The organism is Loktanella sp. 3ANDIMAR09 (assembly GCF_001420005.1).
Taxonomy (GTDB): Bacteria; Pseudomonadota; Alphaproteobacteria; order Rhodobacterales; family Rhodobacteraceae; genus Loktanella.
The window spans coordinates 1-20,362 of sequence record NZ_LJAK01000012.1; the positions used below are offsets into that span (position 1 = coordinate 1).

Here is a 20,362-nt window from a genome sequence, read left to right on the forward strand (position 1 = left end):
AACGGATCTGGCGATTGCGCCGACACCTGCACTGGAGGTGATCAAGGTGATCAGTCAACCTGCCAGTGCCGTGGGCGAGACCGTGGTGTTCGAGATCACGGCGACGAACACAGGCAACGTCACGCTGAGCGATCTGGCCGTGACCGATACCTTGACGGCGCTGGACGACAGTCCGCGCGATCCGGGGCCAGTGGTCCTGATTGCAGGCGATAGTGCCGATGTGCTGGCCGTGGGCGCGCGCAATACCTACGAGGTGCGCTACGTGCTGACGCAGGCCGACGTGAACGCTGGCGGTTTGCAGAACCTCGCAGAGGTGACGGGAACCACACCGGCGGGCGATGTGGTGCAGCGCGTCTCGCGCGATGACGACGACACCGACGGCAATCCGGAGGTCGACCCGACCGTGTTGCTGGTGGACGGCCTGTCGGCCATCGCGGTGACCAAGACGGCAAGTGTGCCGATCCGGCTCAGCCCGACCGAGGTGCGTTATGATTTCGAGATTGCCGTCGAAAACACCGGCACGATCACGCAGACCAACCTGCAGGTGCGTGACGACTTGCGCGCCTTTGCGGCACCGGCGCGGGTGATTTCGGTGTCCGGTCTGACCGCCAGCGGTCTGAGTGGGCCGGGTGGGATCGACCGCAGCTATGACGGTGTTGACCAGACCCGGACATTGCGTGGCGATGCGCAGCTGGAACCGGGTGTCACGGCTGTCGTCGCGTTTTCGGTCGTGCTGGACGTCAGCGCGGGCTATCCCGCGCAACCGAACCGGGCCGAGGTCACATCCGATACCGAAGAGGCCGCGATCGTGGGCAGCGCCGTGGTGACGGCACCGCCCCCGGCAGAGGTCCGCGTGACCAAGGTGGCCGATACGCAAACCGCGCTTTTGGGTGCAACGGTGGGTTACACGCTGACCTTTACCAACGTGAACCGCACGATCGAACGGGGTCTGACCTTTGTCGATGCGCTGCCGGCGGGGCTGGCCTATACGCCGGGGTCCGCCGTGTTCGACGGGCGTACAGAATCCGAGCCCGTGATTGACGGGGCGCGGCTGGAATGGCGCAACGTGACGCTGGGACCAGAGCAGACGATCACCGTCACGCTGTCGGCCCGGGTTACCGGCGGTGACGGCGATCTGGCCAATACCGCCTTTGCGCTGGACAGCAGCGGCGCGATCATTTCGAACCGCGCCGAGGCGGTGATCGTGCGCCGTCCCGAGGCCGTGTTCGACTGCGGCGACGTGATCGGCAAGGTGTTCGATGACCGCAACCTGAACGGCTATCAGGACGGCCTTGTGTCCGATGGCACCGGGGCGATCACCGACCAGACCTATGACGGCGCGAAATTCACTGCACCGCCCGTGGTCCTGCCGGATGGCGAACCGGGTCTGGCGGGTGTGCGCCTGTCCACCGTGAACGGCACCGTCCTGACCACGGACGCCTATGGCAGGTTCTCAGTGCCCTGTGCGGAACTGCCGGCGAATATCGGGTCGAATTTCACCCTCAAGCTGGACGAACGCACACTGCCGACGGGGTACAACGTAACGACCGAAAACCCGCGCACGGTGCGCCTGACACCGGGCACGGTGGCCAAGCTGAACTTTGGCGCGGCGATTGCCAACGTGGTGCGGATCGACCTGACGGCGCAGGCCTTTGCGGGTGGGGGTGCCACACCGGTGCCGGCGCTGTCGGACGGTATCGCAGCGGTGCTGGCGCAGATCCGCGACGTGCCGTCGGTGCTGCAACTCAGCTACTATACAGCCGATGAGGGTCGTGGGCTGGCGCGTGCGCGACTGGATGCGGTGGACGATCTGATCCGGTCCCTGTGGGACGGGTCGGCGGACTATAGTCTGATCATCGAACGCGCGATCCGGGCGGCGCAATAGAAATGGGACGAGCCATGACCACTGCATTGACCCCGCGTCGCACCCTGCTGGCCCTGCTGGCCGCAACGGCGATTTCGCACCCGGGGCAGGGGGCCTTGGCGCAGCAGTCCTGTGCGCCGGGCACGGTGCCGGTCCCGGGTGATTGCGCGCCCAAGGCCCCGGCATTGTCCGGCACGGGGTTTTCGATCACGCTGAACGGTGCGCCGGTCGCGGGCGATGCGCGGGTCGTCGAAGCCGTGCGCAAGGTCGATATCGCGCTGGCGCGGGCCGACCTGCGCGTCAGTTTCGACGGTCTGGGTGTGCAACCACGGCTGGACCTGGAACAGGTGCCGGGTGATGCGCCCGACACCTATCTGCTGGGATCGGCGCTGAACTATCCCGATTACGTGACGCGCGGTGAAATGCGGATCGTCCAGCTGGATGGTCTGGGCGGGCCACGCGTCATCGCCACATTGCCGGTCAACCCGGGCGGGCAGGTCAGCTATGCCGCGCCGGACACGGGCGAATATGCCGTGATCCATCGCGTCTATGACACGCAGGGCCGGTTTGACGAAACCTTGCCACAACCCTTGGGCGCGGCCTTGCCCCCCGGTAGCGCGGCTGGTGTCGAAGAAGGCCGCGACACCGTCGCACGCCGGGCGATCCCTGTCTTTGGCGGGGCGGTCACGGTGTCGGGGGCAAACGTGCTGCCCGGCAGCCGTGTGCAGGTCATGGGCCAGACCGTGCGGCCCGATGCATCGGGACGTTTCGTGGTGCAGCGCATCCTGCCGCAAGGCGGCTATGACATCGAGGTGGCGGTGACCGGGCCGGGGCAGCGGACCTCGCTGGTGCGCGACGTGGAAATTCCCGCCTCTGACTGGTTTGCGGTTGGCACTGCCGATGTCACGCTGGGCCTGCGCACCGACGGGCGCGATGACACATCCGACAGCTATGCCACCGGCCGCATCGCGGGTTTCATCAACGGGCGCACCGCCACCGGTTACGAGGTGACGGCCTCGGTCGATACGGGCGAAGGCCCGCTGGAGGACCTGCTGCGTGATCTGGACGAAAAGGATCCGCGCCAGCTGCTGCTGCGCGTCGATCCTGATGACTATTATCCGACCTTTGGCGATGACGCGGAAATCCTCGATCTGACGCCGACCTCGGGCAAGATCTATGCCCGCATCGCGCGCGAAAACAATTTTGCCCAATTCGGTGATTTCGTGGCTGATCTGGGGGACAACGCCTTCGTGCGCAACGACCGCACGCTTTATGGCGGGCAGGCCCATGTGGAAACGCGGGTCCAGACGGTGTTCGGCACCCCGCAGGGGCGGGCCACCGTTCATGCGGCGCAGCCCGACAGCATCCCCGTGCGCGAGGCGCTGACTGGCACGGGTGGATCAATCTATTTCCTGGCCAATCAGGACGTGTTGCGAGGCACCGAACAATTGTTCGTGCAGGTGCGCGATCCACAATCGGGGCGGGTGATTGACAGCCGCGCGCTGACGCCGGGGGTGGATTACGACATCAACTATATCCAGGGGCTTGTGACCCTGTCGCAACCCCTGCTGAGCAGCGCGGGCGACGGTATCGTGGGCAGCACCGGGCCGCGCCGCAACCGCGTCGTACTGGTCGCGCAGTACGAATATGTGCCGGTGCTGGACGATATCGACGGTTTCGCCAGCGGTGCACGCGTGGAACGCTGGGTCGGGTCCGGCCTGCGACTGGGCCTGTCCGGCACCCGCGACGACACCGGGCTGCGCGATCACACGCTGGTCGGGGGCGATCTGCTGTTTGCGCTGACCGAACGGTCCTATCTGCGGCTTGATGCCGCCCAAAGCGAGGGGCAGGGCATCGACACGCTGCTGTCCTTTGACGGTGGCCTGTCCAGTGAAACAGAGGCCGCGGCCACCGGAGAGGGCAGCGCCCTCCGGATCGAGGGCCGCGCTGATCTGGCCGATCTGGGCCTGTCCCAGGAGGGCACGGTCACCGCCTATGCCGAACAGCGCCAGCAAGGGTTTTCGTCGCTGGATACGCAGGTGACGGCATTCACTGGTGACGAGGATCTGTTCGGTCTGGCGGCCGACGTGCAGCTGACCGACGCGACCGCGCTGCGCCTGAGCTATGACAGCTATCGCAACGGGGCAGGTGACAGCGATATCGAAGGCGTAGCCAGCCTGACCACGGCGCTGAACGACCGTTTCAGCTATACGCTGGGGGCCGAACGCATCGACCGCGACGACGCGGGCGAACAGGGCAGCCGCACCGATGTGGCCGCCCGACTGACCTATGCGCTGGATGATGCGCGACAGGTCTATGTGTTTGGACAGACCACCGTGGACAGTGCGGGGCTGGACGACAATGACCGGGTGGGTGCTGGTCTGACCCTGGGCAGCGGCCCCGGCTGGGCGTTCGAGGGCGAGGTATCGGACGGATCGCTGGGCGCGGGTGCCAAGGCTTATGCGGTCTATACCGATGACGCGGGCGACACGCAGTATATCGGCTACACGCTGGAACCGGGCCGAGAGCTGGACGGGCTGGACCTGACCGGCGACGACAATGGCCGTTTCGTGGTGGGCGGGCGACGGACGCTGTCCGAAACCGTGTCGGTCTTTGGCGAAAACACCTATGACATGTTCGGAGAGCGCACCTCGCTGATTTCGGCCTATGGCGTGACCTATGCCCCGACCCAAAGCTTTAGCACCACCTTGGCATTCGAGACCGGGCAGATCGCGGTCGAGGATCTGGAAACGCTGGACCGGCAGGCCGTGTCGCTGGGCTTGTCCTATGCGACCGACGCCGTGTCGGCCAAGGGGCGGCTGGAATACCGCACCGAAGACGGGGCCGAGGACGGGTCACTGCGTGACAGCGAAACCGTCGCGGCGACCGTCGATCTGACCTACAAGATCGACGAGACGCAGCGCATCCTGTTCAGTGCCGATGCCCTGCAGTCCAGCGGTGACGAAACCGGGTTCCGCAACGGCGATTACGCTGATGTGTCCATCGGATATGCCCTGCGCCCGATCACGAATGACCGGTTCAACATGCTGGCGCGCTACCGTTATCTGGATGACCAGATCGGGCAGCGGCTGGACGGCGAAGATGCGCTGGGGCCGGTGCAACGCAGCCATGTGGCCAGCATCGACGCCTCTTATGACGTGGACCGTCATTGGACCCTGTCGGGCAAGCTGGGCTATCGCGGCGGTGAATTCGCCCCGCAGGAGGGGGCCGCCTTTTCGCCCAACGACGCGATGCTGGCGGTGATCGGCGCGCGCTATCATCTGGTTGATGACTGGGACCTGCTGGCCGAGGCGCGCAGGCTGGACCTGATCACGGCGGATGTCACCCGTACCGGCGTGCTGGTCGCAGCCTTCAAGCAGCTGGGCGGCAATCTTCAGGTGGGCGCTGGTTTCAATTTCAGCACTTTCTCTGACGACCTGACCGATCTGACCTATGATGATCGCGGCGTGTTCCTCAATCTCGTGGCAAAATACTGACCCGGGTCACGGGCCCAATGCGGCGATGATCCGGCGGGCGGCGGTGCAGAGTGCGGTCTCGGTCGCGGATAGCGCCGCGATGCGGTCGAACAGCGCGGGGTCGTCGGCCAGTGTCTGCCGCAAGGCCGCGCCAAAGGTCATGCGCAGCTCTGTCCCGATGTTGAACTTGCAGATGTTGGACCCCCGCGCGAGGGCGCTGCGCTGACCGTCAGGCACGCCTGATCCGCCGTGGATCACCAGCGGCACATCGGTCAGTGTCCCGATCGCGTGGATGCGCGCCTCGTGCAGCGCGGACCCGGCCCCCTGTTGCAAATGCAGGTTGCCGACCGAAACGGCCAGCGCGTCAACGCCCGTGTCGCGGGCGAATGTCGCGGCCTCTGCCGGGTCGGTGCCGATGGATGCCGCGCCCGCGTCATAGCCCACGAAGCCGATCTCGCCTTCGCAGGACACGCCTGCCGCCTGTGCCATCCGCACCACCTGTGCCGTCTGCGCGATATTGTCGGCCAGCGGCAGGCGCGATCCGTCAAACATCACCGAAGTGAACCCAAGGTCGATGGCGGCCCGGCATTCATCCAGCGAATGGGCATGGTCCAGATGGAGGACGACCGGCACGCTGGCCGCCTCTGCGAGGTGCCGCATCATCCCTGCCAGAACGGGCAGGGGGGTATGGGCGCGACAGCCCGGCCCGGCCTGCAGGATCACGGGCGCGCGTTCAGCCTCGGCGGCGGACACATAGGCGCGCATGTCTTCCCAGCCCTGACAGACCAGCCCCGCGATGGCATAGCCGCCCGCGCGGGCCGGGATCAGTACATCGGACAGCGTGGCAAGGGTCATTTGAATTTCGCGATCATGTCCTTGATGCCGGGGATGGTTTCGATCTGTTCGGCATGGCTGGGCTGGAAATACTGTACCAGCGGCCGCTGGCTGAGGCCGCCGAGGATTGTGAAATAATACATCTCGTAGCCGGGCAGCACGGCGCATGGATGATAGCCGCGGTCGATGCAGATCGTGGACCCATCGACGATGTGATAGGCGTCGCCCGGCTTGCCGTCCTCGCGTTGCAGCATTTGCAGACCCGACCCGTGATTGGGGCGAAACCGGAAATTATAGGTTTCGTCATGGCGGGTTTCCTGCGGCAGACGGTCGGTGTCATGCTTGTGGCTTGGAAAACCGGACCAGCCGCCCTGACCCACGGTATACAGCTCGCTGACCAACAGGCGGCCCACCCGGTCGGCCTGTTTCTGGCCCAGGATATGCTTGATCTTGCGGTGGGTTTTCGTGTCGTCGCTGCCGTATTGCACAAGGTCGATCTGGTCGCGGCGCACGTCAAACGGGTCCAGCACCTTGTCGTATTTGGCCCCCGCGATGAATGTTTCGGTCGCATCCGAGGTGCAGGTGATCGTGACCCTGGCCCCTGACGGGATATAGGCGCCCTCCGGCTCTCCGTCCCAGACATCGGTGCCGCGTCCGCCCAGTCCGTCAAAGGCCACCCCCTCGACCGCAACATCGACGGTGCCGGTGGCGGGCACGATGCAGGTCTCGTAGCCGGGTACGCGGTAATCGAAACTTTGGCCGTGGGTCAGTTTGACGATGTTGAAATAATTCAGCGGCACCGTGTCGTCGTCGATATCGACGATCGGGCGGTTGCCGTTGTCATAGGGGGCGATGTGCATGGGCGGTCCTTTTGTCGGCGCGTTGCCCGCGGCTTGTGTGGGCGCTTTGAGCAGGCTACTGATTTCAAGGGCGCGTGCAACGGCGCCCACACGAAGGGGAGGTCGTGACATGCGCGAGATCGGCATCGGGATCATCGGTGGCGGCTACATGGGCAAGGCCCATGCGGTGGCGATGTCGGTGGTGGGTGCCGTGTTCGGAACTGCGCTGCGTCCCCGGCTGGAAATGATCGCCGCATCGTCGCCGGAGAGTGCCGCGCGCTATGCCCGTGATTTCGGTTTCGCACGCGCCGCCCCGGACTGGCAGACGCTGATTGCCGATCCGGCGGTCGAGGCCGTGATCATCGCGACCCCGCCGGATACCCATCACGCGATGGCACAGGCGGCCTTTGCCGCGGGTAAACCCGTGTTCTGCGAAAAGCCGCTGGCCGATACGCTGGACAACAGCCGCGCCATGCTCGCCATGGCAGAGACGTCGGGCGTCGCCCATATGGTCGGGTTCAACTATATCCGCACCCCGGCCAGCCAGTTCGCGCGGCAACTGCTGGCCGATGGTGAAATCGGGCGCGTGACATGGTTTCGCGGTGAACACACCGAGGATTTTCTGGCCGACCCCGATGCGCCGCACAACTGGCGCTGTGACGGGATGGCCAATGGCAACATGGGCGATCTGGCCCCGCATCCGGTCAACGCGGCCCTGGCCCTGATGGGCCCCATCACCAGCGTCATGGCCGAGGTCGAGACGCTGCACAGCGACCGCCCCGGCGGGCGCGTGACCAACGACGACCACGCCCAGATCATGTGCCGGTTCGCCAGCGGCGTGCTGGGCCACATCTATTCCAGCCGCACCGCCACGGGACGCAAGATGGGCTATGCCTATGAAATCCACGGCACGCGGGGCGCGATCAGGTTCGACCAAGAGGACCAGAACGCCCTGTGGCTGTACAAGGCCGAAGGCCCCGAGGCGACACGCGGTTTTCGCAAGATCCTGACCGGCCCCGCGCATCCCGACTACGCCCCGTTCTGCCAGGGCCCCGGCCACGGCACCGGCTACCAGGACCAGATCATCATCGAGGCCAAGGATTTCCTGACGGCTATCCATGAACGCAGGGCTGTATTTCCCACCTTTCGCGACGGGCTGGCCGTGGCGCAGGTGATCGACGCTGCACTGACCTCGGCGCGGGAACGGCGCTGGGTCGATGTGCCCCAGACCTGAGGACCGACCATGACGATACGGATTGGCAATGCGCCCTGTTCCTGGGGTGTGGAATTCGCGGATGATCCGCGCAATCCCCATTGGCGCGACGTGCTGCGCGATTGCGCGGCGGCGGGATATGGCGGGATCGAACTGGGGCCTGTGGGCTATATGCCAGAGGACCCCGCCGTGTTGCGTGATGCGCTGGATGAACATGCGCTGGACCTGATCGGCGGGGTGGTGTTCCGCCCGTTTCATGACCCTGCCGCCTGGGATGACGTGATGGACGGTGCGGTGCGGACATGCCGCGCCTTGCAGGCGCATGGGGCCGAACATCTGGTGATCATCGATTCCATCTCGCCGCGCCGGGCCCCGACTGCGGGACGCGCGGCCGAGGCGGAACAGATGGACGCCGCCGAATGGCAGGCGTTTCGCGACCGGATCATGACCGTCGCGCGCATGGCCGCCGATGACTATGGGCTGACGCCGGAACTGCATCCCCATGCGGGCGGATTTTTGGATTTCGAAACCGAGGTCGAGCGCATCCTGCTGGAAACCGATCCGGCACAGCTGAAACTGTGCCTTGATACCGGGCATTGCACCTATGCCGGGTTCGATCCGCTGGCCTTTATGCAGCGGCACATCGACCGGCTGACCTATGTACATTTCAAGACGACAAACCCCGTGGTCAAGGCGGATGTGATCGCCAAACGCACCGGGTTCTACGATGCCTGCGGGCAGGGCATTTTCTGCAACCTGTCCGGCGGTGAGGTCGATTTCAAAGCGGTACGCGCCCTGCTGCTGGATGCGGGTTATGCAGGGTGGTGCACGGTGGAACAGGACTGCGACCCGACGCTGGATGTGTCGCCCATGGCGGATGCGCGGGCGAACCGTGATTACCTGGCCGGGATCGGCTTTGACGAGGGGATCGTAACATGACGAAACTGAGATGGGGCATGATCGGCGGCGGCGAGGGCAGCCAGATCGGGCCGGCGCACCGGCTGGGCGCAGGGTTGGACGGCGCGTTTGAATTCACCGCCGCCGCACTGGATCACCGCCCCGACGCGGGCCGCGCCTATGGTCAGACGCTGGGTCTGGCCGCCGACCGGTCCTATGGCGACTGGCAAGAGATGCTGGCGGGCGAACGCGGGCGCGACGACCGCATCGACCTTGTGACCGTCGCCACGCCAAACGCCACCCATTTCGAGATCACCAAGGCCTATCTGGAGGCGGGCTTTCACGTGTTGTGCGAAAAGCCCATGACCATGACCGTCGAAGAGGGCGAAGAGATCGTCAGGATCGCCCGGACCACCGGGCAGATCTGTGCGGTGAACTATGGCTACAGCGGCTATTCACTGGTGCGCCACATGCGGGCGATGGTGGCGCGCGGCGATCTGGGTGCGATCCGTCTGGTCAAGGCAGAGTTCGCCCATGGTCACCACGCCGATGCCGCCGACGCTGATAATCCGCGCGTGCGCTGGCGGTATGATCCCGCACAGGCCGGGGTGTCGGCGCAATTTGCCGATTGCGGCATTCACGCGCTGCACATGGCGTCATTCGTCATCGGGCAAGAGGTGGAAAAACTGTCCGCCGACACCGTGTCCTGCATCCCCAGCCGCGTGCTGGAGGATGACGCCATGGTGAACATGCGCTTTGACGGGGGGGCGGTCGGGCGGTTGTGGACATCTTCGGTCGCATTGGGACGCCAGCACGGTCTGACCTTGCAGGTCTTTGGCGAAAAGGGCGGATTGCGGTGGTCGCAGGAAAAGCCCAACCAGTTGTTCTGGATGCCGCTCGGCGGGCGTTTGCAGACCATCGAACGCGGCGAGGCGAACCTGTCGCCAGAGGCCGACCGCACCAGCCGCGTCACGATCGGCCATGCCGAGGGGATGCCGCTGGCCTTTGCCAACATCTACCTCGACCTTGCCACTGCGATCCGCGCCCACGCCGCAGGTCGTCCTGTTGATCCCGCTGCCGATCTGTACCCGCGTGCCGAGGATGGCCTGCGGTCCATGGCCGCCGTTTTCGCCGTGGCCGCCAGCGGGCGCGACGATGGCCGCTGGGTGGATGCGCGGCCCCCGATGTTCCGGGACGCCGGGTCATGACGCAGGTCAAGACGACAGGCTATTTCGACGCGGATGCAGGCGATCCAGAGGCGCTGCGCGCGTTGATCGGGCGGCAGCTTGATCATTCCGATGTGCCCCATGCCGCGACGGTGACGCGGCAGGTGCCATTCTACGACATGCACGCCCTGGCCCCGGCGCTGGCCGACCAAGGCGCGCGGCGGGCGCTGATGGCGGAATGGGCCTGGGTGCTGCGGGAATCCGCAGGGGTGATCGTCCTGCGCGGCAGCTATGGCGACACCGGCGTCATCGACCGGGCGACGGATGTGTTCAACGCGATCATCGCGGCAGAGGCGGCGCAGGGCGCGGGCAAGGGCGACCATTTCGCGGCATCGGGTGCCAATGACCGCATCTGGAACGCCTTGCAGAAACTGTGCCTGCGCGATCCTGCCTGTTTTGCCGGGTATTTTGCCAACGACGCCATTGCCGCTGTCTGCGAGGCCTGGCTGGGCCCGGCCTATCAGTTGACCGCGCAGATCAATCAGGTGCGCCCCGGTGGCAAGGCGCAGCAGGCGCACCGCGATTATCACCTGGGGTTCCAATCCGCTGCAGGGGCCGCACGTTATCCCGTACACGCCCATGATCTGACCGCTGCGCTGACGCTGCAGGGTGGCATCGCGCATTGCGACATGCCCATCGAAAGCGGGCCTACGAAATTGCTGCCGTTCTCGCAGCTCTATCCGCCGGGCTATGTTGCGTTTCACGATCCCGCCCACCGCGCGCTGTTCGAGGATCACTGCATCCAGCTGCCGCTGGCCAAGGGCGACGTGATCTTTTTCAATCCCGCGCTGTTTCATGCGGCGGGCGAAAATCGCAGTGCCGACATCGCGCGGATGGTGATGTTGTTGCAGGTGTCCTCTGCCTTTGGCCGCGCCATGGAAAGCGTTGACCGCGCGGCGATGGTCCGTGCGCTCTATCCTGTGTTGTCGGAGTCCGCGATGACGGCGGCGCAGGTCGCGGCGGTGATCGCGGCCAGCGCCGAAGGCTATGCCTTTCCGACGAACCTCGACACGGACCCGCCGCTGGACGGCAACGCGCCGGTGTCGCAGGCCGACATCCTGCGTCGCGCCCTGACCGAAAGCTGGTCCGGCGACCGGCTGGACGCCGCCCTGACAGAAATGGACAACCGCCGATGCCCCTGAGTGACCTGATCAACGTGCGGGCGCCGTTCTTTGCGCCGCGGTCCCGCAGGCTGGTGGTCTGTGTGGTGCTCTGGGGCTGGGCGCTGTTCGAACTGCTGTTGGGCACGCCGCTGTGGACAATGATCGCCTGCGCCGCGGCGGGCTGGTGTACCTACGAATTTTTCGTGGTCTTTGACCCGGACAATTACCGCGAAAAGGATGACCCTAGCTAAAGGTCAGCATGATCATGACAATGGCCATGCCCATCATCATCAGGTTTTCAGTCAGGCTGACGAACCCCAGCGGCACGTTGGAATTGCCGCCCACACAGGCGCATTTCAGCGCGCGCTTGTCGATATAGACCGCCTTGAACACGCTGATGGCGCCGACGGTTGAAATGAACAGTGCCGCTGGTGCTGCAAGCGGGGTCAGCAGCATCCCCGTCATCAATACGCCCGCGCCGGTTTCCACCCAAGGATAGACATAGGCATAGGGCACCCATTTGCGCGCCAGCAGATCATAGTTCAGGAACATGGTGGAAAAGCTTTCGATGTCGCGCAGCTTTTGCATGCCCAGCAAGATCATCGAAACCGAGATGAACCAGCCCAGCGTCTGCCAGGTGATCCCGCCCAGAAAACCGATCGACAAGGCCAGCGCCGTCGCGGCAGCCACCGCGAACAGATAGATCACCGGGCGATAGGTCGTGGCCTTTGGGTCGTAGTCGGTCAAGGCCACGCGCAGATCGCTGTAGCCCCCGATGCGCGTGCCGTCGATCCAGACCTGCGGGGTCGTCGGCACGTCGAACGTTTCCTTGAACGCATCGACCTCGGGGCGGGTGCGAAACAGGCGGTCGTCGATGTCATACCCCTTGGACTGCAACAGCCAGCGCGCCTTTTGACCGGACGGACACAGGTGGTCGGGCAGGGCCATGCGATACAGAACAGCCGTTTTCCCAGTGGCCGCGGTGGCGGGGTCTGTCGGCACGTCGGACACGTTGCGGGTTTGGGTCGACATCGTCTGCCTCCTGACAGGGTGGTCATGTCGCATGTCGCGACATCACGTTTTCAGGTGACCTATATACCCTATAGGGGTATATGACCAGAGGGTCAGCGAACCCGGCGGAACAGGAGTGCCCGGATGAAAGCCAACAAACAAAAAACCCTCGACCGGCTGTCCCGCGTCGAAGGTCAGGTGCGCGGCGTGGCCCGCATGGTCGAAGAGGACCGCTATTGCATGGATGTGCTGGCGCAGACCGCCGCGATCAGGTCAGCCCTGCTGGGTGTCGAACGGCTGGTGCTGGAAAATCACGCCGCCCATTGCGTCGAAACCGCGATCCAAAGCGGCAACCCCACCGAACAGCGCGCCAAATTCGACGAGCTGATCGGTCTGCTGCAGAAGGCGTCCCGGTGATACGGCGCGCCGTATAAACAACATTATGTCATATATCGATTGGTTCAGGGCAGTCTGCATGCGTGCGCTGCCGGACTGACAGCCACGCCAGTCCGACATTGCAATCTGCGATCCCTTATCAGCCGGCCAAGAGGCGGCGGATCTTGGCGATGGCCCGTTCGGTGTCCTCTTGATAGCCGATCGGTTCAAACAGCCGGCCCTTGTCATCGAACAACAGGACCATGGCAGAATGGTCCATGGTATAGCCGCCACCGTCCAGGGGCACCTTTCTGGCGTAGACGCGAAAGGCTCTGATGGCTTCTTCGATCTCGTCGGGCGTTCCGGTGACGCCTGTCACGCCGGGAACCCAGCCTGCATAGTCGTCCAGCAGTGCGGGCGTGTCCCGTTCGGGGTCGACCGTCACAAAGTAGGTGCGCAGCGGCGGGTGGCCGTCCGCGGCCAAGGTGTCCTGCCAGCCTGCGATATCGCCCAGCGTCGTCGGGCAGACCTCTGGGCAATGCGTGAAGCCAAAGAACACCGCCGAAGGTGCCCCTCTGAGCGTCGCCTGGGTAAAGCGGCCACCATCGGTCATGACCAGATCATAGTCACCCTGACCGAATGTATCGGCCACTGTCGGAATCAGCCGTGGTTCCAGAACGAAATTCCACCCGATGAAAAGGAGCGCCGAGACGACGACTCCTCCCCATGCGGCAAGGGCGATCTTGCGGATCGGTTTCATCAGTGCCCACCGTGGCCTGAATGATCCGCGCCGCCGCCTTGCAGATCGGCGACCGGCATCGTCAGCGTCACTTCGCCCGCGTTTTCAAATGTCAGCGTGACCGAGATGCTGTCACCCGCGACAAGCGGTCCCGCAAGATCCATGAACATGATGTGGAACCCCCCCGGTTGAAGCGTCACGGTTTCCCCCGATGGGATCCGCAGCCCGTCATCCAGCGCGCGCATCCGCATGACGTCGCCATCCATTGCCATTTCGTGAATTTCCATGCGACCGGCCACGGAAGATGCGGCGCCAATCAGCACATCATCGGCCTGCCCGGTGTTCGTGATCGTCATGAAACCACCGGCCACGGGCTGATTGGGCAAGGTCGCGCGTGCGAAGGGTGCGGCAATTTCCAAATCACCCAAGGTTGTCGCCGTCATGTCCGTAGAGGCGTGGCCGTGACCAAGATCCGCAGCACCTGCGATCAGTTCCAGCGACGGGGCGGGGTTTGGCACGTCACGCGACCCGCTGGTATCGGTCCAATCCGCCGTGCCGTTGGCGCAGGTCTGAACCGCAGGAAAGAACATCGCCTGTCCGGCCGACATTTTTGGCCCGACCGATCCGCGGATTGTGAATTCGTCATAGTGGTCGTCGGCCAGGTCGCCGCCCGACCAGATGACGGCGCGCACGCCTTCGGTCATTTCGCGGCCGTGGTTGTCATAGGGTTCGGCGTAGGGGCCGGTTTGCGTCGTCAGCGTCCATCCTGCCTTTGGCATGGGTTTGACGGCGTAAAATCCATCGGGGATTTCAATGCGGACGGCGTTGGTGGCCTCGCCGTTGCAGCCATGCGGGACACGCAGGGTGATCTTGGTTGTTGCACCGATCAGGGCGGTGTCCTGTTCCAGCGTTGCATGGGCATTGGCGCCGCCCGTCAGTGCGATCACGGCCGCCAGAGCGGTCAGGTTGGTTTTGATAATCATGTCTGTTTCCATCAAGATAGGTTCAGGTCGTCGCTGAAAATGGGGCGACCTGCAAAAGGCACAGTCCAGGTATCCGGACCGGCATTACGGCTTGGGATCAGACAGTCAGGGGCGGTGCGCGTGGTGCGGCATGGGAACGGATGTGCAGCGGCCCGGTGACCAGATCGCGCCCGCGTCCATCTGCCAGGGCAAAGGCAAGGGTGCGCATGACCTGCGGGGCCACAGGCACCGGAGGTTCCGGCAACTTGTGACAGAACGGACAATCGGAATGGTCTGGCCCTGTGGTGCCGCAAAAGTCTTCGAGGGTCGCACCAAGCGCCAATGCTGTTTGCATTTGCTGGATGGACGCGCGTTCGGGGGCCATGTCATGGGCCGACACCACGCTTTGCGCCGCCAGAAAGGCGGCAGCAAAGGCGACAGTCAGAAATCGAACGAACCCGGTCAGCATGCGCCCTTTTAGCCAAGAAGATGAAATCGGAAAAGATGCCAACTGGCAAAAACGTAACGAGCACTGACCGGGCAAGAGCGTGATGGCCCGGTCAGTGCATGACCGTCGTCAGAATTGCGTGGTGATGCCGAAATGGGCTGTCCGACCATTCTGCGCCGTTCCGTGTTCGGCGTCGGTGATGCTGGTGTCGGTCACATTGTAGATGGCGCCGCGGAACGTCAGCGTGTCGTTGAATGCATAGTTCAGGCCGACATCCACCGTGTTGTAGCTGTCATATTCGGTTACGCGCTTGGCACCGCGTGCCATCCGGGCGGAACTGCTCTCGCCGAAATGGGTGGCGGCCGCCCAGACATCGACACCGTCCAGACCGGTTTGCCAGTCCGCGCGCAGGCTGGCCTGATGCCGGGGTGTCCGGGCAAAGGGTTCCCCCTTCAGGCTGCCATCAAGATGCCGGGTGTCGGTATAGGTATAGCTCGCCGCCACCTTGAAACGGTCCCCGATGGCCTGGCTTGCGTTCAGCTCGACGCCTTCTGACCGGGCATTGCCGATATTGTACCATTCATACAGGTCGGTGCGGCCAGCGTATTGCAGACCGGTGTCACGGCTGTCGATGCGGTTGGTGAAATCGGTCTTGTAGATGACGACACCGGCTGTGGTGGTGCCGTTGTCGAACCGCAGGCCCAGTTCATAGCTGGTGCTTTCCTCTGGCTGTAGGTCGGGGTTGCCGGGGATCACGGCCTGACTGCAACTGCCGCCGGTGCAGGAAAAATAGTCAGGCGCGGATTCACGCAGGCCCGGCGTCTTGTATCCGGTCGATACGCCACCGGCCAGAACAAGGCTGTCCGTCAGCGCCCAGGTTGCATAGGCGCGCGGCGTGACCTTGCCGCCAAAGCGTTCGTCCCGCGTGTAGCGCGCGCCAAATGTCAGGGTGACACGATCTGTCACGCTCCAGACGTCTTCGGCGAAAACGGCCCATTGCGTGTTGTCGAACCGGGTGTTTTCGGTTTCGCGCAGCCCCAGGTTCTGATCGCCAAGTTCGGCCTCCAGCACCTGCGCCCCGATGGTCAGTGCATGTGTGCCATACCAGTCCAGGTCACGCGATCCCTTGATGTCGAATGTCGTTGTGGTGATTTCCGGCTTGCGCCCTGTCCGAGAGGCCGAGGTTTCGCGCTTGGCATCTTCACGCGCCAGCAATGCCTCGATGTCCCAGGCGCCGATCGTGCTTTCGTAACCCAGTGCGGTGGTCCGGCGGGTGTCGTCGAATGCCGAAACCTCGCCATCGCCGCTGTCGTTTTCGCGGCTAATGTCGTTCACGCCGAACTGCAGGAAAACCTCGTGTCCCGTGACCGGAAGCCACGTCAGCCGTGCCGTATGGTCGGTGACGGTGCGATCATCAGGCCCGACGATCGCGCCGTCCTCACGTTTGGTCGAACCGTCACGGTCAAGCCTGCGCCCCCACAGCTGAAGCCCGAGCGTTTCACCCGCAACCGGCCCGCTGAGGTAGTAGGACAATTGTTGCTGCGCGCTGTCGTCGTCATTTTCGGGCACTGTGGTTTCAAATGTCGCGGACCCGGTCCATGCGGGTGCCACCGGCTTGGTGATCACGTTGATGACGCCGCCGATCGCGTCCGATCCATACAGCGATGACATCGGCCCGCGCACGACCTCGATCCGGTCAATCGCCGAGGCTGGTGGAATGAAATACTGGTCCACGCCACCACCGTTGCCGTTGGTGCGCGATTGGCGCGTGTTGATCCGTTGCCCGTCCACCAGCAACAGCGTGTAATCGGCGGGCATGCCGCGGACATAGATGTCCTGGGCATCGTCGCCACCGCTGACCGCAACCCCCGGCACCCCGCGCAGGGCATCGGTCAGGTCCGTCAGGCCAGCGCGTTCCAGCTGTTCACCGGTCACGACCGTCACACTGGCCGGCGCGGTCAGCGGGTCCACTGCGACACCGGCTGCGGACAGGATCAGCGTGCCGAGGTCATAGGCCTCTGTGTCCTGTGCGGTTGCGTTTTGGGGCAGGCCTGCGAGGACCAGCCCGGCAAGCGTTGTATAAAGGGATGCGGTAGCGACGTGCATCACGGACTCCTTGGTGCGAAGTTGAGATGTCTGGGTGTCGCGCGGTGCTGGCGGTGCCTTGACGGGTTCGGTGCTGACTACGGCGGAAATTCAACCGGTATCAAGCGATGGTGCAGGTGTGGTCTATAAATTACAGCGATAAGACATGCAGTTTACTTATCGCTATTTGCCTCTGCCTCGATTCGTGCGGCCTGGGCGAGCGCGCATTCCTCGAGCACGGTGAACAGTTCGCGCCCCGATGCGCCGGCGACAAAGGGGTGCGGCGCATCAGGCTGTCTGACCTCTAGCGCCGCAAGCTTGTCCAGCGCACCATCGCGGCGCGGATGCGCAGAGAGGAACACGTCGATGTCTTCGGCGTCGGAGACTGCCCGCGCCGCCCGCGCCGATTCTGCATATTGGCGATAGATCGCGGGGAAACGCCCGAAATTGAATCCGGTCCCACCCCAGATCATCGCGCGGTGGACCCTGTCGCCATCGCGCAGATCAAGGATCGGCGAAATGGTCCCCGGCGTATGGCCCGGCGTGACAAAAACCCTGAGCGTTGACCCGCCAAAATCCAACTCTTGACCATCGGTGACAACGCCACCGGGTGCGGGGGGCGGTCCGAACCGGGGATGTATGCCCAGCCCCGCCACCAGATCCCAATCGGCCTGCGTCATCAGGACCTCAACGCCCAGCTGTTCCGCCACGAAATCGGCACCGCCGTAGTGATCGCCGTGACCGTGGGTAACCAGCACCGCCTTGATCGCTGCCGGGTCAAGGCCCGCGCGGCGCATGCCGTCCAGGACGTAGGTTTCGGCCTCTGCATCGTCGTTCAGCCCGTCGATCAGCACGTAACCCTTTGGCGTGCCGTATAGAAACGCCGTGACGGATGCTGTGCCAAGCACCCAGAGATTGTCGAATATCCGGGTGGGCAGGATGGGTTCCGGGCCCGGTCGCGCCGCGTTTCGCGGCTGGCCTTCGGGTCTGGGCTGCCTGTCGCGCGGCGCATTCACGTTCCGGATACGGGCATCCAGATCGCATAGCGATGCATAGCCGGGGAAATCCGCGGCCGCGGCCAGACCGGTGCGGGCATGGGTTTCGGCCGCCGTCATGTCCTGCGCCGCCGCCGGAAAGACAGCGCCACACAACAGAAAAGCGGCTGATAGTCTGGATGTCCACATGTCGGATTGTCCTCGTCTGATCGCGCCGCAACGCTGCGCGGATTTCGGGTCCTGCTCCCCTTATGGGCAATCCGGCACGGCAACCATTGCAGACCGCGTCAGGCGTGATAACTTATTAAAATAGTCGATAAGAAAGCGATATACCTTGTCCCTGACCGCCACGGGCCTGCGCAACCGTTTCACTCTGCGCGCCAAGTTCCGCCACATGCAGGTTCTGGTCACGCTGGCCGAACTGGGAAGCATGCGGCGTGCGGCAACGGCTCTGAACATGACGCAACCGGCCATTTCGCAAATGGTGGCCGAGCTTGAACGTCTGGTCGAGGCGGATCTGTTTCAGCGGCACGCCCGTGGTGTCACGCTCAACGACGCGGGCAAGGAACTGCTACCGGCGGCGCAATCGGTGCTTGCGACCTTGGGCGATGCGGCAGAACGCATGACCAGCCGCATGCAGACCGGGGCGGGTGTGGTCCGGCTGGCGACCAGCCCCGCCGCCAGCGGCGCGCTGCTGCATGGCAGGCTGGCCCATTTTGCCGTACGGTTTCCCGATACGCATCTTCAGATCCTCACGCATGATTTCGAGACCAGCGCATCCAGCCTGACGGGCCAGGGTTTTGACATCATCTGCACCCGCAAACCGCATGTCGTGTCCGAAGGCTGGCAGTTCACGGCCTGCATGGCGGATGGGCTGACGGTGGTGGGCCACTCGTCGCATCCGCTGGCGGGCAAGCCGTCGGTTTCACCGGCTGATCTGGGGCAGGCCACCTGGCTGTCGCACAGGGTGGGGTCCATCGCCCGCGACCGCCTGGAAGACGCGGCCAGGCGTTTTGACTGGCCATCGCTGAACCTGTGCCGGATCAACACGCATATCCCCGAACTGACCCACGATCTGCTTGCGGATGGGACGCGGCTTGCGCTGATGCCACGTTCGGTCGTGCTGCCATGGCTGCGCACCGGTGCGCTGGTTGCGCTGGACACAGAGCTGACCCAACCGCTGGCATCGCTGGGCTGCCTGTGGAAACCTGACGATTGTTCCAAGGCAACAAGACGCGCCGTTGAATTTTTCGCCCAGACCACCGCTGATGAGGGTGCTGCCGCCGTTTGATCGCAGTCAGCCATGTCGGGGGGGCTGGCCGCGCCTTGTGGATCGGTGTCTTGCCTGCCGGTCGGGTCCAAACAACTTGAAATTCGGCAATAGTGACGCTATATTGCGTCGTAATAACTGTTGGAACCAATCATGCATATCACGCATTTTGCAGAAGCCGGACAATTTGAACCGCGCAAGATCGCGGCTGTCCTGCGCACCTCGGCCGAGGAAATCGCCCTGACGGTCGGTCTGGGCAAGGATGCCTTGCAGCGGCGCACCCGGATCGGTTCGGACAAGACACAGCGCCGCCTGCGCGAACTGGTCGAGGTGCTGAACAAGGTTTCGCCACGCTTTGGATCGGAACTGATTGCCTATGCGTGGTATCGGTCCGAACCCCTGCCCGGCTTTGACGGCAGGACCGCCATGCAACTGGTCCAGGAAGGCAAGGCGCAGCAGGTTCTGGAATATATCGACGCGGTTGATGCAGGTGTCTTTGCCTGATGCCGCTCAGGCAGGGACGCTATCGCGGGCCACTCTTTCGGGCCCTGAACCCGGTCTATGCACGCACGCCCCTGTCCGGGCATGGTGCGGCGCTGCACGGCGGGCGCTTCAACCCCAAGGGGACACCGGCGCTCTATACCGCGCTTGATCCTGCGACCGCACTGCGCGAGGCCAATCAGGTCGGCAGTTTGCAGCCCACGATCCTGGTGTCTTACACCGCTGACCTTGGCCCGGTTTTCGACACAGGCGATCCACTGGCACTGCGACGCTACGATGCCACGCCAGCGCTGCTTGCGGATGTGGCATGGCGCAGCAGGATGCTGGACCAACAGACGGTGCCGACACAGGACCTTGCGCGCAGATTATCGGCGGACGGTTTTGCGGGTCTGCTTGTGCGCAGCTTTGCCAGGGGTGCTGCGGCATCGGACATGAACCTCGTGTTGTGGGCATGGGCGGGCGACGCCGGGTCCCTGGTCGTTGTGGATGACGAGGACCGGCTGTCACGCATGTGATCGGCAGCG

At 64.1% G+C, this 20,362-nt stretch carries 18 protein-coding genes and 1 pseudogene; 11 read left to right on the forward strand and 8 right to left on the reverse strand.

The genetic code is table 11. The features are described 5' to 3' along the window. A pseudogene (locus tag AN189_RS14970) lies at positions 1 to 1,885 on the forward strand (DUF11 domain-containing protein); the annotation flags it as partial. 14 nt (positions 1,886 to 1,899) lie between these two features. Further along, entirely contained in the window at positions 1,900 to 5,361 is a 3,462-nt protein-coding gene (locus tag AN189_RS14975) for a hypothetical protein (protein ID WP_056037574.1), read from the forward strand. A gap of 6 nt (positions 5,362 to 5,367) precedes the next feature. Here AN189_RS14975 and AN189_RS14980 read toward each other — a convergent pair whose 3' ends face one another. Both AN189_RS14980 and AN189_RS14985 read right to left on the reverse strand, forming a co-directional pair. Then, a complete protein-coding gene (locus AN189_RS14980; RefSeq protein ID WP_056037579.1) occupies positions 5,368 to 6,195 on the reverse strand; it encodes a class II fructose-bisphosphate aldolase in 828 nt (275 codons plus the stop codon). Beyond that, complete coding sequence (locus AN189_RS14985; RefSeq protein ID WP_056037581.1) at positions 6,192 to 7,034, reverse strand: 5-deoxy-glucuronate isomerase; 843 nt, start codon at positions 7,032 to 7,034, stop codon at positions 6,192 to 6,194. The genes AN189_RS14980 and AN189_RS14985 overlap by 4 nt, the downstream gene beginning before the upstream one ends. 109 nt (positions 7,035 to 7,143) lie before the next feature. Between AN189_RS14985 and AN189_RS14990 the strand changes: the two genes are divergently transcribed. From AN189_RS14990 to AN189_RS15010, 5 genes are read left to right on the forward strand one after another with little or no spacing between them, the layout of a single operon-like run. Next, positions 7,144 to 8,247 carry a Gfo/Idh/MocA family protein gene (locus AN189_RS14990; RefSeq protein WP_083484442.1) on the forward strand — a complete coding sequence of 368 codons (1,104 nt, stop codon included), beginning with the start codon at positions 7,144 to 7,146 and terminating at the stop codon, positions 8,245 to 8,247. A 9-nt stretch (positions 8,248 to 8,256) separates the two neighbouring features. Then, the gene (locus tag AN189_RS14995; RefSeq protein ID WP_056037584.1) at positions 8,257 to 9,165 is read left to right on the forward strand and encodes a TIM barrel protein; all 909 of its coding nucleotides are present in this window, start codon (positions 8,257 to 8,259) and stop codon (positions 9,163 to 9,165) included. Further along, positions 9,162 to 10,331, forward strand: coding sequence for a Gfo/Idh/MocA family protein (locus tag AN189_RS15000; protein ID WP_056037587.1), 1,170 nt, complete (start codon positions 9,162 to 9,164; stop codon positions 10,329 to 10,331). The genes AN189_RS14995 and AN189_RS15000 overlap by 4 nt, the downstream gene beginning before the upstream one ends. After that, positions 10,328 to 11,491, forward strand: coding sequence for a phytanoyl-CoA dioxygenase family protein (locus tag AN189_RS15005; RefSeq protein ID WP_056037590.1), 1,164 nt, complete (start codon positions 10,328 to 10,330; stop codon positions 11,489 to 11,491). Before AN189_RS15000 ends, AN189_RS15005 begins: the two co-directional genes overlap by 4 nt. Beyond that, complete coding sequence (locus AN189_RS15010) at positions 11,482 to 11,703, forward strand: hypothetical protein (protein WP_056037592.1); 222 nt, start codon at positions 11,482 to 11,484, stop codon at positions 11,701 to 11,703. Before AN189_RS15005 ends, AN189_RS15010 begins: the two co-directional genes overlap by 10 nt. Here AN189_RS15010 and AN189_RS15015 read toward each other — a convergent pair. Beyond that, positions 11,696 to 12,484, reverse strand: a complete 789-nt coding sequence (locus tag AN189_RS15015) for a glutaredoxin family protein (RefSeq protein ID WP_083484443.1) — start codon at positions 12,482 to 12,484, stop codon at positions 11,696 to 11,698. The two genes, AN189_RS15010 and AN189_RS15015, sit on opposite strands and share 8 nt — an antisense overlap. A 123-nt stretch (positions 12,485 to 12,607) precedes the next feature. On the opposite strand from AN189_RS15015, the gene AN189_RS15020 reads away from it, so the two are divergent. Further along, complete coding sequence (locus tag AN189_RS15020) at positions 12,608 to 12,880, forward strand: metal-sensitive transcriptional regulator (protein WP_056037595.1); 273 nt, start codon at positions 12,608 to 12,610, stop codon at positions 12,878 to 12,880. Positions 12,881 to 12,998: 118 nt separating this feature from the next. On the opposite strand, the gene AN189_RS15025 is transcribed toward AN189_RS15020, so the two are convergent. The 5 genes from AN189_RS15025 to AN189_RS15045 all read right to left on the reverse strand — a co-directional run bounded on the left by AN189_RS15025 (position 12,999) and on the right by AN189_RS15045 (position 18,256). Continuing rightward, positions 12,999 to 13,598, reverse strand: a complete 600-nt coding sequence (locus AN189_RS15025) for an SCO family protein (RefSeq protein WP_056037598.1) — start codon at positions 13,596 to 13,598, stop codon at positions 12,999 to 13,001. Beyond that, on the reverse strand, positions 13,598 to 14,560 hold the full coding sequence (locus AN189_RS15030) for a DUF1775 domain-containing protein (RefSeq protein ID WP_083484449.1): 963 nt from the start codon (positions 14,558 to 14,560) through the stop codon (positions 13,598 to 13,600). The genes AN189_RS15025 and AN189_RS15030 overlap by 1 nt, the downstream gene beginning before the upstream one ends. Before the next feature lie 97 nt (positions 14,561 to 14,657). Beyond that, positions 14,658 to 15,008 carry a hypothetical protein gene (locus AN189_RS15035; RefSeq protein ID WP_056037605.1) on the reverse strand — a complete coding sequence of 117 codons (351 nt, stop codon included), beginning with the start codon at positions 15,006 to 15,008 and terminating at the stop codon, positions 14,658 to 14,660. Positions 15,009 to 15,116: 108 nt separating this feature from the next. Then, positions 15,117 to 17,093, reverse strand: a complete 1,977-nt coding sequence (locus AN189_RS15040; RefSeq protein ID WP_056037608.1) for a TonB-dependent receptor — start codon at positions 17,091 to 17,093, stop codon at positions 15,117 to 15,119. 152 nt (positions 17,094 to 17,245) lie between these two features. After that, positions 17,246 to 18,256 carry an MBL fold metallo-hydrolase gene (locus tag AN189_RS15045; RefSeq protein ID WP_083484444.1) on the reverse strand — a complete coding sequence of 337 codons (1,011 nt, stop codon included), beginning with the start codon at positions 18,254 to 18,256 and terminating at the stop codon, positions 17,246 to 17,248. A gap of 145 nt (positions 18,257 to 18,401) precedes the next feature. On the opposite strand from AN189_RS15045, the gene AN189_RS15050 reads away from it, so the two are divergent. The 3 genes from AN189_RS15050 to AN189_RS15060 all read left to right on the forward strand — a co-directional run bounded on the left by AN189_RS15050 (position 18,402) and on the right by AN189_RS15060 (position 20,353). Next, positions 18,402 to 19,358, forward strand: a complete 957-nt coding sequence (locus AN189_RS15050; RefSeq protein WP_056037613.1) for a LysR family transcriptional regulator — start codon at positions 18,402 to 18,404, stop codon at positions 19,356 to 19,358. A gap of 132 nt (positions 19,359 to 19,490) precedes the next feature. Then, entirely contained in the window at positions 19,491 to 19,841 is a 351-nt protein-coding gene (locus AN189_RS15055; RefSeq protein WP_056037616.1) for an MbcA/ParS/Xre antitoxin family protein, read from the forward strand. Then, the gene (locus AN189_RS15060) at positions 19,841 to 20,353 is read left to right on the forward strand and encodes an RES family NAD+ phosphorylase (protein ID WP_056037619.1); all 513 of its coding nucleotides are present in this window, start codon (positions 19,841 to 19,843) and stop codon (positions 20,351 to 20,353) included. The genes AN189_RS15055 and AN189_RS15060 overlap by 1 nt, the downstream gene beginning before the upstream one ends. Positions 20,354 to 20,362: the final 9 nt, after the last annotated feature.

Excerpts from the sequence above, each read along its gene's own strand:
- AN189_RS14985 (WP_056037581.1), bottom strand. The coding sequence starts at position 7,034 with ATGCACATCGCCCCCTATGACAACGGCAACCGCCCGATCGTCGATATC.
- AN189_RS15060 (WP_056037619.1), top strand. The coding sequence starts at position 19,841 with ATGCCGCTCAGGCAGGGACGCTATCGCGGGCCACTCTTTCGGGCCCTG.
- AN189_RS15000 (WP_056037587.1), top strand. The coding sequence starts at position 9,162 with ATGACGAAACTGAGATGGGGCATGATCGGCGGCGGCGAGGGCAGCCAG.
- AN189_RS15040 (WP_056037608.1), bottom strand. The coding sequence starts at position 17,093 with ATGCACGTCGCTACCGCATCCCTTTATACAACGCTTGCCGGGCTGGTC.
- AN189_RS14990 (WP_083484442.1), top strand. The coding sequence starts at position 7,144 with ATGCGCGAGATCGGCATCGGGATCATCGGTGGCGGCTACATGGGCAAG.
- AN189_RS14980 (WP_056037579.1), bottom strand. The coding sequence starts at position 6,195 with ATGACCCTTGCCACGCTGTCCGATGTACTGATCCCGGCCCGCGCGGGC.
- AN189_RS15025 (WP_056037598.1), bottom strand. The coding sequence starts at position 13,598 with ATGAAACCGATCCGCAAGATCGCCCTTGCCGCATGGGGAGGAGTCGTC.
- AN189_RS15045 (WP_083484444.1), bottom strand. The coding sequence starts at position 18,256 with ATGTGGACATCCAGACTATCAGCCGCTTTTCTGTTGTGTGGCGCTGTC.
- AN189_RS15035 (WP_056037605.1), bottom strand. The coding sequence starts at position 15,008 with ATGCTGACCGGGTTCGTTCGATTTCTGACTGTCGCCTTTGCTGCCGCC.
- AN189_RS15020 (WP_056037595.1), top strand. The coding sequence starts at position 12,608 with ATGAAAGCCAACAAACAAAAAACCCTCGACCGGCTGTCCCGCGTCGAA.
- AN189_RS14975 (WP_056037574.1), top strand. The coding sequence starts at position 1,900 with ATGACCACTGCATTGACCCCGCGTCGCACCCTGCTGGCCCTGCTGGCC.
- AN189_RS14995 (WP_056037584.1), top strand. The coding sequence starts at position 8,257 with ATGACGATACGGATTGGCAATGCGCCCTGTTCCTGGGGTGTGGAATTC.
- AN189_RS15030 (WP_083484449.1), bottom strand. The coding sequence starts at position 14,560 with ATGATTATCAAAACCAACCTGACCGCTCTGGCGGCCGTGATCGCACTG.
- AN189_RS15055 (WP_056037616.1), top strand. The coding sequence starts at position 19,491 with ATGCATATCACGCATTTTGCAGAAGCCGGACAATTTGAACCGCGCAAG.
- AN189_RS15005 (WP_056037590.1), top strand. The coding sequence starts at position 10,328 with ATGACGCAGGTCAAGACGACAGGCTATTTCGACGCGGATGCAGGCGAT.
- AN189_RS15015 (WP_083484443.1), bottom strand. The coding sequence starts at position 12,484 with ATGTCGACCCAAACCCGCAACGTGTCCGACGTGCCGACAGACCCCGCC.
- AN189_RS15010 (WP_056037592.1), top strand. The coding sequence starts at position 11,482 with ATGCCCCTGAGTGACCTGATCAACGTGCGGGCGCCGTTCTTTGCGCCG.